Genomic DNA, 12,065 nt, shown 5'->3' with positions numbered 1-12,065 from the left:
GCTGCTGCGCGCCGTACGGGATAGGGAGGTGACGGCCCTATGGGTAGGGGCCGTACGGGGGTAGAGGCCGCTCAAGGCGGGGCCGAGGGCACAATGGGGAAGTGAGCAGCACTGGGCAGAAGACCACCGACAGCACGCGTCGAGAGACCAAGACCGAGGGACAACTACCGCCTCGCGAACGCCTGGTCCGGGCCGCGTCGCGGCTGTTCTACTACGAGGGCGTCCGCGCGATCGGCGTGGAGCGGCTGATCGCCGAGGCCGGGGTGACGAAGGCGACCTTCTACCGGCACTTCGCCTCCAAGGACGACCTGGTCGTGGCCTACCTGCTGACCAAGGACGCCTACTACAAGGCGGTGGCCGAACCACTGGCCGCCGCGCACCCGCCCGCGGAAGCGATCGACCTGATCTTCGAGGCCATCGCCGAGCACGCCCGCGAGCGCGGCTTTCGCGGATCGCCGTTCATGAACGCGGCCGCCGAGTACCCCGACGCCGACCATCCTGTCCGTGGCCTGGTGACGTCCCACCGGGACTGGATCCGCACCCTCTTCCAGGATCTGCTCACCCGGCTCGGCCATGCCGATGCGGAGTCGGCCGCCGGTGCGCTGCTGATGCTGTACGACGGCGCGATGGCCGCCGGCTACCTGGACGACTCGACGGCCGCCTACAGGACCCTGCAGAACGCGGTCCGGCTCATCCGATCGGACGGCTGACCCCATCGGGGCCGCGCGAAACAGCGGCCCTCTGCGAGGCCCCGGCCAGGCCGGGGCGCGGTTTGCTTTCATAGAACTTTTTGATCTCTCTTCGACGTGCACCGGGGCCCACCAGCAGATCTCTGCCCGGAGGCAGTCCCACCCGGAAGGCCGAGAAGCCATTCCCCAACAGGTAGGAAGACCGGTCGTTCTCCCTCTCGACGATAACCCCCCTGTCGTCCACGCGCCAGCGGGTGGCCCGCTTGTGGGATCCCTCACCGGTCCGCCGCTGGCTCTCGCCGCCGACCCAGAGGGCCATCCATGACCCCGCTGACCGTTCTCCGCAGAACCACGGATCGTCGGTGAGCGCGGACACCAACCGTCAGAGAAAGGGGGCCCGGCGGGTGAACTGAGCGCGGATGAGTCCCACGACGACCGCTGCCGGTCGTGGTGGCCCGTGTGGATGCCAGTCGCTCAGCCCGCCAGGTGCGGACGCGGGGCGCGGTGATCGAATCTCGTCAGCCCCTTCGTGATGGGCGAGGCGCCACGGCATCTCGCCCAGCCGGCATCGCCTCCGTGCCCTGCGACTGTCTGTCGACGTCACCCGGGTGCTGCGCGTGGCTGGTGCGGCGGGCCGGCACGGCCGACGCTGGACGGAATTACCGTCGAGCCGGGAGAAGCCATGGAACGCCAGGTCAACCGATGCGCTGCTGCTTGGGTGGCCGTCATGCTCGGCTGGGCCGGACTGACTGGCTGCTCGTCGGACGAGCCCTCAACCTCCCCCGCGTCCTCGGCGGCCTCTGCGGTGAAGTCGAAGGCGTCCGGACTCGCTTCCTCGGCGGCGGCTGCTGCGGTCGCTGCAGCCGAGGCAAAGGCGTCGGCCGCTTTGGCGAAGGTGAAGGGCGGATTGGACGCCAAGGCGGACGTCACCCTCGGCAGCGTCGCGACCGGCTCCAACGGCCGGGCAGAGGTGCCGGTGAACGTCACCAACCACGACTCGAAGCCCAGGCGCTACACCCTCGTGGTCAACTTCAAGGACCAGTCGGGCAACCTGCTCGACGTGGTCGTCCTCGAGGTCCCCGACGTCGCCGCGGGCGCTACGGACCACGCCACCGCCCGGAGCAACCGGGAACTGACCGGCACGGTTACCGCCGAGGTCCGCAACGCATTGCGGTACTGATGCCACACACCGCATCCGCGGTCGAGAGGTGGCAATGGGCGGACCTTGACGGCGAGTGAGGCCGCGCCGTCGGCACGCCCGGTTCAGCGCAGGCGTCGCGGGCCGCTGTGCTGTTTCCCGAAGCCTTCCGGCGCGCCCTGGGCCTCGCGCAGGTCCGCGGTGGCGACCTTCGCAGCGTCGTACCAGTTCCCGTAGCGGTCGGCGAAGTACCGGGCCGACATGCCGTGCATCAGAATGCTGAGGCGAGCGCCCCGTAGCGCAGCCGGGTGGGGAAGAGTGCCGGCAACGTCGCAGCCGCCGTTCCGGCGAAGCAGACCAGGAGAAGGCCCAGGATCGGGCAGCCGATGGAGGCTGAGGCGCTAAGGGCGTGGAGCGAGGGCCCGATCGAGCAGGCCCGCCAGTCCGAGCGCCGCGGCCGAGACCGCGCGCCGCATCTGCATGAACCCCGGAACTGGAGGCTCCGGGGTCCTGGCCAACCTACTGGTATTCAGATGCACCGGTGGGTCGAGTAATACTCCTGGCCATAAGACGTTGCCGCAAAATGTCGCCGTCAGATGCCGGTGGTCTGCACCGAGACGAGACCGGAGAGCTGCGAAACGGGCAGGGCGGGCGCGAGGGACTGGGCAGTCCCGACTACGTCGCCGATGCCCACGGAGGCACCGTTACCGGCGACATCGGCACCGGCGCTGGCGACACCACCGGAAATGTTGTCCAGCTCGCTGTCGGAAATCTCGACGGTCTCAACCTGAGGGGTGAAGTCCTTGCGCATGACTTTCCCTTCCTTTCAATTCTCTGGGGTTCCTGAACTGGTGTCGGCCGGGTTTATGGCAAAACAAATCCGGCCGGTTCAACGGTCGCCTGACACCCAACCGGGCACCAATAATTACGACTCCCGTACTCGCAGGATGCAATCACGCCAAGGGACCGCCGGGCAACTTACCTCCCGGTTCTTTTCGGTGCACACACTTCGTCACCACAACATGCTTGAAGTGCAGTTTTGCCTGCCGGTTGGTGACGAACCCCATCACACGGAATCTACGGTCAACACTCACATAAAAGCCCTGCACACGACCCCGACAGGGCATATCTACATTTACGGTTCGACGCACACCCAGCAAGACGAGATGGCATGAGATGTCTACATCTTCCACTTATCGATGTATAGGTGAAACGAAAACGGCATTTAGCGACCAGGTTCCCTGGAGCACACGCCGCCTCCCTTGCGGTGGACAGTGCAGAGGAAATAACTCCGTCACACCGAAAACGCACCACAAGAAACCGAACCATCGCCGAAAAATTTTGATTCAGAACCGGCGGTTCGGGACCACTCGGACTGTGAAATCGGGAGCCGGGGCCGGGACATCGAGCGGATGTGAGCCAGGGCCCCTGTTCGCGCCGGAGTAGTGTGAAGACACCGGGGCCATTTCGAGCGCGCCCGCGCATGCCGTTCTACGCCTTCGCCTCACACCACTGGGCACACCATTCGCCGGACAGCGAGGCCATCATGAAATCTGCGCAACCAGTCCCCGGGGCAGGGCTCGCCGAGGTTCGTATTGTCGCCACGTCCCCCGAAGCCGCCCGCCGGGTCGCAGAGGTTCTCCGGCACTTCTTCACCTCCACCGAACAGCGCAGCTACCCCGCCGGCCGCGACGGCGGGACCCGGCTCCACATCACCGTGGACACCACGCACACCCCCGAGCCCGCCGATTCGACCCCGCCATGGCTGGTGACCAGCAAGTCAGCGGCGAGTGACCGCCCGCACAAGGACGAGGTCTGAGGAGACCAGGTGGCAGTCATGGCATCTCTGACCGAGCGGAAGGCGTACCGCGAGAAGATCATGCAGGCTCTGTACGAGGCCACTGAAGGCAACCGCCTCCTGGGTGTCACCGGGGCGCAACTGGTTCACGATCTCGGGATCCGCGAAGAGGATCTGGCTGCCGCCTGCACCTATCTGGTGGGCGAGGAGCTGATCGTGGTCGACTGGGCCACAGGCAACACGCCCTCCATGGTCACGCTGACACACGAAGGAATTCGGCGCATGGAGGCCATGGAAGAAGAGCAGGGACGAGACAGCGGGCAGTAAAATCGACTGTGGGTTGGTGCACTCTCACGTGCAACCGCCCGGAAGGGCGACCCCGGCGTGTATACGCCGGGGTCGTTGCCCAGGTCGTCGGTGCGACACCGCAGCAGATGCCAGGGCTCGCCTGCGGGGCGGGCGCGGATCCGACTGGGTGAGTGAGCGTGGCGTCAGGGGCCCGCGGGGGCAGGCTGGAAAAGTGGAGGGCCACCGATCCAGGTGCTCGGCCGCGACATTCCGTGGGACGGCTCGCACCGACTGGTGATCCGCTCAGGTGGCTCGCACCGACCGGGTGTCCCGTTCAGGAGGGAGAGGGCATGATCCAGGCAGCCGACATCCGCGAGTGGCGCGACCACGATGTCGTCGACGAGAAACAGCGCAAGATCGGCGTGCTCGAAGCGGTCTATGTGGACACCACCACCGACGAACCGGCCGTGGCCACCGTCCGGACCGGGCTGCTCGGTCGCCAGCGCCTGGTCTTCGTCCCCCTCGACAAGGCCATCCTCGGACCGGGATACCTCAAGGTCTCCTACGCCAAAGGACTGGTGAGGAAGGCCCCTTCGATCGGCACGGACGACGTACTGCCCGCCGGGCAGGAGGAAGCGATCTTCCAGCACTACGGCATGACCTACCAGCCGGGCGCCAACGGCGAACGGCAACTTGCGCGCCGCTGACCCCCCGACGCTCAGTACGGCGGACTCCGGCCGGGAGTACCCTGGCAATGCCGAGAAGTCTTCGCGCACCAGCTTCCAATGCTCGTGTCATTTTCGGCGATTCACGACACCGGGCCGGTTTCGATCGGGCCGGGGCAGGGTCCGCGTCATGACCGCGACCATGTTGCATACGCCCGCGGTCGAAGACCGGACCTCTTCGCTGCCACTCCGACTCATGCTCGCGCCGGCCAGCAGCCCGCCCGGCCTCAGGTTCAGCTGCGCAAGAAGTCGTTGCTCAGGTACCACTCGGCCCACGGCAGTTCCACCCACGTCCCGCGGACACGCGGCTTCGAGTGCCACTGGCGGCGTCTCATGACTTGCGATTCCAGCTTCCCGACTCCTCTCCTGCTCCTCGAGGACACAAGCGATCAGCCGATAGTTCCCGGCGCGGCTGTGCTGAGGATGGAGACGACCTCCAGCCGTGTGGGGTTGTTCGACGGCGCGTGGTGGCCGAGCTCCCGTGACATCGAAACCCAACTGCCCGGCCTGATCACCGCCCTGACCGCCCGACTGGGCCCCATCGCAAGCGTCGGCCTGGACGCGAGCGCCTGGAACCACGCTCCCGGCCACCTGACCATCGACGGCCGCACGGTCCATATCGACTGGTCGGCCGTCGACGACAGCACAATGATCATCACTCGCGGGCCTCAGGACCACTTCTCCTTCCTGGTGATCCCGCCACAGGCTCCCGCATCGGCCGCACGCGCCGCGATGGCCATGGCCGTACTGGACAGCAACTGCAGATCGGCGGAGCAGATCCTCACCGTCACCGGCATCACCCCCGCGTAGTCCCAGGATCAGCGGCGGGCGGCCCGCACGGTGATACGAACCGGCAGGGATGAGCGCGTCCGCACGGTTCACACCGGCCGCCGCGACCCGCACCAGCACCTCGCCCGGACCTGCCACCGGGTCGGGCACCTCGACCGGGACCAGAACCTCAGGCCCTCCGAACTCCTCGATCCGCACCGCACGCATACCGCACCTGCTCTCCCGTCGACACTGGTTGAACCGGTGTCACCATGCGACACCCCATGAACAGGTGTCAAGAGGTAGAGTGCGGAGCATGACCCGTACGCCTGCGTCCGCCCGAAGGGATCCCGCCGACCAGCAGATGGCGTTCCCGTTCATCGGCGGGCGCCCCTGCCTGGACTTCGTCGCCACGCTCGGCAAGCGCCACACCACTCCCGTCGAGAGGCTGGCCGACCCCGGCGCCCTGGCCCGCTGGATCAGCCAGGCGGGGCTGCCGGCAGATCCGGACGGAATGCGGATCACCACCGAGGACCTCGCGGACGGGCGCGCCCTGCGCGAAGCGCTCTACCGGCTCCTGCTCGCCGCGATGGGCGGGCAGGACCCGGATCCGGCCGACGTCGCACACGTCAACGAAGCGGCGGCCCGCCCCGACCTCGCACCCCAGCTGGCCCTCGTGGAGACGGAGTCGGACACGGAAGCCGAAGCCGGTACGGAAGCGGAAGCGGAGAGCGAGCGGCAGCCGGTCCTGCACTGGCGGGCCGAGCACCCCGCGCCCGCCGCCCTCGCGACGGTGGCCCGCGACGCGGTGCTACTGGTCAGCGGCCCACTGCTGACCCGGGTCAAGGAGTGCGCGAACCCCGAGTGCGCCCTGCTGTTCCTCGACGACTCGCAAGCCCGCCGACGCCGCTGGTGCTCCATGGACCGCTGCGGCAACCTCGCGAAAGTCGCCGAATACCGCTCCCGTACACGCAACAGATCCTGACGCCGCGGTCACCCGCTCGGAATCGCCGCGCCCATGATCCGGTCCACGCTGTCGTCCGAGAAGAAGTCCGCCGGCGACGTGACCCCGGCCGCCACCCTGGCGAACCCGTCCATTGCCGGACGGCTCTGCGACACCGCACCGAGCAGTTGTTGCAGCTCGGGAGGCGGCGGGTCCAGCGCGGCGAGCTGGGCGGTGAACTCGTACATCGGCATGACCTGGGTGTCCCTCCCCTCCTGGTAGTCATGCATGGCCGCGTCGAACGCCCGGCTGCCGGTGAAGGTCTCGTCGAGCGCCCGCGCACACAGTTCCGCGTCCCTGAACGCGTCCTGGATGCCCTGGGCAGTGATGAAGTCCTTGACGTAGCCGGCGTCGCCGACCAGTGCCCAGCCGGGGCCGTACGGCCGCCGGAAGAAATTGGGCACCGCCATTCCGACGAGTCGTTCCACGCGAGCAGCCGAGCCGACGCGTTCGGCGAACGACGGGACGAGCGCCATGGTGGCCAGGTAACCGGCTTCGATGTCCGCACGGTTGGCCTCGAAGTCACGGATCGGCAGCCCGCAGATGACCACGGTCCGGTCGTCGTTGGTGGGCCATGCGGCGAAGGCCCGGTCGGGCCGTACGTAGGTCTCGAACCGGCCTTCCATCGGTAGGCCCGTCCAGTAGGAGTAGTAACTGCACTGGAGCTTCGGCTTCTCGGCGTACCGGACGTCGCCGACGGTTTTCGCCACCAGCGAGTTGATGCCGTCGGCTCCGACGATGACACGGGCGTACTCCGTGACGCTCTTCCCGCCCGTGCTGTGGCCCCTGATCCCCGTCACCGCGTCCCCCTCGATCACGAGGTTCTCGACGGTGAAGCCTTCGCGCACCTCCGCGCCGGACTCGGCTGCGGCATCGATCAGGATCTTGTCCAGGACCGTACGGCGTGGTGCGTACGCGGCCCGGAACCCATTGCCGGCCGGCGATCCCTCGATGGTGAAGTGCCCGAAGTCGAAGGAGTAGGTGTCGATCGCCGGACAGCCGCTCGCGATCACCTGGGGCAGAAGTCCCCAGCTGTCCAGTGCGGCAACCCCCGGCGGATGGACAAGATGAGTGGAGACCGTGTCGCTCGGGAACCTCGCCCGGTCGACCACGAGCACCCGGTAGCCCCGGCGGGCCAGGAGCATCGCCGTTGGTGCGCCGGCGCACCGTGCACCGACGACGATGGCGTCGTAGACCTGTTTCGACATGACGTCACCTCTCACATCGCGGAAGGACTCATCGACGAAAACGCTAGCCAGCAGGCAGGGTTCGGCGCTTCCCGCGAACGTCCACTCCCGGGCATGGGTATTTCTTCGTAGGCGCCGGACGAGGACGTGACGTCAAACAAGGTTGTGCTGATGGGCGTACGCCGTGGCCGCCGAGCGTGATGACACGCTGAGCTTGATGAAGATGTTGCTGAGGTGACGGGCGACCGTCTTCTCGCTCAGGAACAGGTCGTCCGCGATGGCCCGGTTCGACTTCCCCACCGCCACATGACGCAGCACTTCCAGCTCGCGTGCCGTGAGCAGACCAGCCGCTCTGGTCGTGGCCTTGAGGGCCAGCTCCTCGGCGCGAACCAGGTCCGGTGCGGCACCCAGCTCCCGGAAGGCCGATTTGGCGGCTTCGATCTCCAGCCGGGCGGTTACCTCGTCGCCGGTCTCCCGGCAGGACAGGCCGATCAGCAGCCGGGCCCGCGCGGCGTCGTACGGTGCGTCGAGTTCGCGGAAGGTCGCCACAGCACGACCGAGCACCGCCTGCGCGCCGCGCGCCTCACCGGCGGCCAGCAGCACCGACCCCTTCGCCAGAGCGCTGATCGCGTTCAGCAGGGGAGCGTCCAGGGTCTCGGCCACCGCGGCCAGTTCCTCTTCGGCGGTCCGTGCGTCATCGGCCTTGCCCGCGGCCAGCATGACCTCGATGTACGCCGGCAGGATCCGGCACCGCGACGCCTGGTCGGCGGCGGCGTCGAGCGCGGTGCGGATCGCGTGTTGGGCGGCCCGTACATCTCCCGCGGCGAGCAGCACAAGCGCCAGTCCCGGCTGCGCGGTGTGTCCGAGTCTGCTGGCCTCGCGGTAGGCCTGGTCCGCCTTGCCGTACTCGCCGAGCAGCCGGTGGAGCTCACCGAGCTGGTAGTAGGCGGCGTCGGCGGACCGAGCGGACGGCGCGGAGCCCAGCCAGCGGCACGCCTGGTTGACCTCGTCCATGGCGTCGGCCCAGTCGCCGTGCAACCGCATGATCTCGACACGGTGGGCCAGGCACACACCGCGGTACGGCACCACCTGCTGCTGCGACGCACACCACCGGGACAGCTCGGCCGTCCACTCGCGGGCTCGGCGCAGATCGAAGATCTCGTGGCAGGCCGCGATCACCGCGCAGTACGCGAGTCCGGAGACAACCGGGGACACCTCGCCGGCCGTCACCGCGATCATGGCCTCGTCGAGGAGCTGGACACCTTCTCCTGCCTCACCTAGCCCGATCAGGCTTTCGCCGACGGTGACCATGGCGAAGCACAGCAGGTCGCGGTCCCCGAACCTCGTCGCACACGCAAGGGCTTGCTCGGAGACGGCCTTGGCGTTGGCCACATCCCCGGAGAAGTGGCTCTGCAGGCCTTCCAGCGCCAGCAGATACCCCTCCTCCACGCAGCCAGGACGCTCGGCATCGAGCAGACGCCGGCCCCTTGCCACCCAGCCGGTGCTGCGGGACCACTCACCGCTCAGCACCAGATCGATGCCCAGCCAGAACACGCACCGCACCGCCCGCGACACCTCGCCGCGGCTCAGCCACGCATGGTGGGCCCTCGCCCACACCTCGTCGCTCTCGGGATCCTTGCCGGTCATGTGGGCGGCAAGCGCGAGCCGCTCAAGGTCGTCAGGATCGAGGGGATGCAGCCCGTCGGCCTCCGACAGAATCGCGTACACATCCCCCCACGCGTGCCGCGACATCGCTTCGTCGACGGACTGCAGCGCTGAGGCCGGGTGCATGTAACCACTGTCCCAGCATCCGCGGAACGAGGGAACCGCTCCTCGATCCGGCAGGTCTCGGCAGGTCTCGGGGGCGCCGGCAGACGGGCCCGCTGCCCCGTCCGGACGAGGCAGCACCGGCCGAATGGGGCGACCGGCGGACCCGGCCGCTCCTCAGCACCGGCCACCGGATCAGCCGCACCGGCTGCCACCGCAGCTTTCCGATCCTCGGCGGCGCGGCGACGACCCTGGGCGCGCTCCAGCCCTTGTGCACCCCGGAGCGACCCGATCGCCCGCGTGAGACTGGCGGCGCGTCAGCAGCCGGGTGATCATCGGGACATGAGCCCCACGATTCATCTCGCCCAGCAGCCCGAGGCCGACGAACTGCTCAGCCGCAGTCCGCTCGCCGTGCTCAACGGCATGCTGCTCGACCAGCAGGTCCCCATGGAGTGGGCGTTCTCCGGCCCGTACACCATCGCGCAGCGCCTGGGCACCGACGATCTCGATGCTGCCCAGATCGCCGCGTACGACCCCGACGCCTTCGCCGAGCTGCTGAAGCAGAAGCCCGCCGTCCACCGCTATCCGGGAAGCATGGCCAAACGGGTGCAGCAGCTGTGCCAGTACCTGGTCGACGAGTACGACGGCGATGTGAGCGCCATCTGGCGCGATGTGGAGACCGGGGAGGAGCTGCTGGCGCGGCTGAAGGCGCTGCCCGGCTTCGGCGAGCAGAAGGCGAAGATCTTCCTGGCTCTGCTGGGCAAGCAGTTCGGGGTGCGGCCCAAGGGCTGGCGCGAGGCGGCCGGAGCGTACGGCGAGCAGGGCTCGTACCGCTCGGCGGCCGACATCACCGGGCCCGAGTCGCTCGCCAAGGTGCGCGCGTACAAGCAGGAGATGAAACGCGCCACGAAGGCGGACAAGAAGGCCTGATGCACGGCGTGTTGAAGTGGATGGGGCGCCTCCTGGTATCAATGCGATGAAATATGCCGTGAGTTGGGGCACATCGGTTCACAGAGCTCGCAAAGATCGCTAACTTCCCCTCAACCTCGTACACACGGGAAGGATCTCTGTGAAGGCAACCCATCGCAGAGCCGTGGCCACCATGGCCGCAGCCGCACTCGCGACCCCGCTCCTGCTGGCATCCGCAACCCCCTCCGCAGCCCGCCAGAACCCCGGCGAGCAGGCGGCCAAGGACGCGTCGAAGCTCGCAAGGAAACTGGTCGAGAAGTCGTCCGCCAAGGACGCGTTCCAGCACCTGAAGAAGTTCCAGCAGATAGCCGACACGACCGACGGCAACCGCGCCGCAGGGACGCTCGGGCACGACGCCTCCGCCGCGTACGTCTACCAGCAGCTGAAGAAGTACGGCTACGACGTCTCGTACCAGCAGTTCGACTTCATCTACACCGAGACGCAGGCCGAGAAGCTCTCCGTGGTCTCGCCCGCGCCGCGCGCCGTCGAGATCAAGGCGATGACGTACACCAAGTCCACTCCGGTGGGCGGCGTCAAGGCCGATCTGGCCGCCGTGCCGGTGGACGCGACCACCGGCTGTGAGCCGGCCGACTACGCCTCCGGGACCTTCACCGGAAAGATCGCGCTGATCAAGCGCGGCGGCTGCACCTTCGGCGAGAAGCAGGCTGCCGCGGCCGGTGCCGGCGCGATCGGCGCGGTCATCTACAACAACGCCGACGGCGCGTTGTCGGGCACCCTCGGCGACCCGGCGACCGGCAAGCTCCCGACCGGCGGAATCACCCAGGCCGAGGGCGAGCAGCTCGCCGCCGACGTCGCCAAGGGCCCGGTGAACATCTCCTTCGAGATCCGCCAGCTCCAGCAGAAGCGCTCCACCAACAACGTCATCGCGGAGACCCGCGGCGGCAACGCCGCGAACACCGTGATGCTCGGCGCGCACCTCGACTCGGTCACCGCGGGCCCCGGCATCAACGACAACGGCTCCGGTTCGGCCGGACTCCTCGAAGTCGCCCAGGAACTCGCCAAGTCCAAGGCGAGGCCGACCAACAAGGTCCGCTTCGCCTGGTGGTCGGCGGAGGAGAACGGCCTGCTCGGCTCGGAGGCGTACGTCGCCCAGCTGAGCTCGCTGGGCAAGAAGGAGATCAAGCTCTACCTGAACTTCGACATGATCGCCTCGCCGAACTACGGGCTCTTCGTCTACGACGGCGACAACTCCGACGGCGTGGGCGCGGGCCCCGGCCCGGCCGGCTCGGCGCAACTCGAGCGTGACATCAACGAGTTCCTCGACAAGCGGGGCAGGCCGCACGAGGGCACGGACTTCACGGGCCGCTCGGACTACGGCCCGTTCATCGAGGTCGGCATCCCGTCCGGCGGTACGTTCACGGGCGCCGAGGGCATCAAGACGGCGGCCCAGGCGAAGAAGTTCGGCGGCACGGCCGGGGTGGCGTACGACTCCTGCTACCACGCCAAGTGCGACAACATCAGCAACATCGACATGAAGGCGTTCGCCGTCAACATCGGCGTCATCGCCAACGCGGTGGGCACTTACGCCCACGACCTGAGCTCGCTGCGCAAGCCGGTTGTCACGGTCCCGACGGGCGGCGAAGCGGGCAGCGGTGGCGGCCTGCACGACGGACACGACCACGATGTGACCGAGTAGGCCGCACCTGGGGCTCCGCCCATGCCCCGCTCCAAAAGCCGGAGGGGCTGAGTGTGTCGCCGGCGAGGCTGGGTTT

13 protein-coding genes are annotated in these 12,065 nt (G+C 68.0%); 9 read left to right on the top strand and 4 right to left on the bottom strand.

The annotated features are described in order from the left end of the window. The first annotated feature begins 101 nt into the window (after positions 1-101). Both ACFYXH_RS15800 and ACFYXH_RS15795 read left to right on the top strand, forming a co-directional pair. Entirely contained in the window at positions 102-710 is a 609-nt protein-coding gene (locus ACFYXH_RS15800; RefSeq protein WP_389562874.1) for a TetR/AcrR family transcriptional regulator, read from the top strand. A gap of 661 nt (positions 711-1,371) precedes the next feature. Further along, positions 1,372-1,869, top strand: coding sequence for a hypothetical protein (locus tag ACFYXH_RS15795; RefSeq protein ID WP_389562873.1), 498 nt, complete (start codon positions 1,372-1,374; stop codon positions 1,867-1,869). Between the two features lie 83 nt (positions 1,870-1,952). Here ACFYXH_RS15795 and ACFYXH_RS15790 read toward each other — a convergent pair whose 3' ends face one another. After that, positions 1,953-2,090, bottom strand: a complete 138-nt coding sequence (locus tag ACFYXH_RS15790; protein WP_389562872.1) for a hypothetical protein — start codon at positions 2,088-2,090, stop codon at positions 1,953-1,955. 329 nt (positions 2,091-2,419) lie between these two features. Further along, a complete protein-coding gene (locus tag ACFYXH_RS15785) occupies positions 2,420-2,638 on the bottom strand; it encodes a hypothetical protein (RefSeq protein ID WP_389562870.1) in 219 nt (72 codons plus the stop codon). 735 nt (positions 2,639-3,373) lie between these two features. Here ACFYXH_RS15785 and ACFYXH_RS15780 point away from each other — a divergent pair. From ACFYXH_RS15780 to ACFYXH_RS15760, 5 genes are all read left to right on the top strand, one after another. Beyond that, positions 3,374-3,646: a hypothetical protein gene (locus ACFYXH_RS15780; protein ID WP_389562868.1), complete on the top strand. Its 273-nt coding sequence runs from the start codon at positions 3,374-3,376 to the stop codon at positions 3,644-3,646. Between the two features lie 18 nt (positions 3,647-3,664). Next, entirely contained in the window at positions 3,665-3,952 is a 288-nt protein-coding gene (locus tag ACFYXH_RS15775; RefSeq protein WP_389562866.1) for a hypothetical protein, read from the top strand. 311 nt (positions 3,953-4,263) lie between these two features. Next, entirely contained in the window at positions 4,264-4,620 is a 357-nt protein-coding gene (locus tag ACFYXH_RS15770) for a PRC-barrel domain-containing protein (RefSeq protein WP_389562864.1), read from the top strand. Between the two features lie 441 nt (positions 4,621-5,061). Beyond that, a complete protein-coding gene (locus ACFYXH_RS15765) occupies positions 5,062-5,448 on the top strand; it encodes a DUF5994 family protein (RefSeq protein WP_389562862.1) in 387 nt (128 codons plus the stop codon). Between the two features lie 274 nt (positions 5,449-5,722). Further along, positions 5,723-6,391 carry a CGNR zinc finger domain-containing protein gene (locus ACFYXH_RS15760; protein WP_389562860.1) on the top strand — a complete coding sequence of 223 codons (669 nt, stop codon included), beginning with the start codon at positions 5,723-5,725 and terminating at the stop codon, positions 6,389-6,391. 8 nt (positions 6,392-6,399) lie between these two features. Here ACFYXH_RS15760 and ACFYXH_RS15755 read toward each other — a convergent pair whose 3' ends face one another. Beyond that, positions 6,400-7,617 (bottom strand): NAD(P)/FAD-dependent oxidoreductase, encoded by a 1,218-nt coding sequence (locus ACFYXH_RS15755; protein WP_389562859.1) that lies wholly within the window; start codon positions 7,615-7,617, stop codon positions 6,400-6,402. A 132-nt stretch (positions 7,618-7,749) separates the two neighbouring features. Beyond that, positions 7,750-9,387 (bottom strand): LuxR C-terminal-related transcriptional regulator, encoded by a 1,638-nt coding sequence (locus tag ACFYXH_RS15750; RefSeq protein WP_389562857.1) that lies wholly within the window; start codon positions 9,385-9,387, stop codon positions 7,750-7,752. 318 nt (positions 9,388-9,705) lie between these two features. On the opposite strand from ACFYXH_RS15750, the gene ACFYXH_RS15745 reads away from it, so the two are divergent. Together ACFYXH_RS15745 and ACFYXH_RS15740 are read left to right on the top strand one after the other, a co-directional pair. Next, positions 9,706-10,293, top strand: a complete 588-nt coding sequence (locus ACFYXH_RS15745) for an HhH-GPD-type base excision DNA repair protein (RefSeq protein WP_389562855.1) — start codon at positions 9,706-9,708, stop codon at positions 10,291-10,293. Positions 10,294-10,456: 163 nt separating this feature from the next. After that, positions 10,457-11,989 carry a M28 family metallopeptidase gene (locus ACFYXH_RS15740; RefSeq protein WP_389563027.1) on the top strand — a complete coding sequence of 511 codons (1,533 nt, stop codon included), beginning with the start codon at positions 10,457-10,459 and terminating at the stop codon, positions 11,987-11,989. The last annotated feature ends 76 nt before the right edge of the window (positions 11,990-12,065 follow it).

The sequence above is a fragment of the Streptomyces sp. NPDC002730 genome, assembly GCF_042888805.1.
Lineage (GTDB): Bacteria > Actinomycetota > Actinomycetes > Streptomycetales > Streptomycetaceae > Streptomyces.
This window is presented reverse-complemented; position numbering and strand designations above follow the sequence as displayed.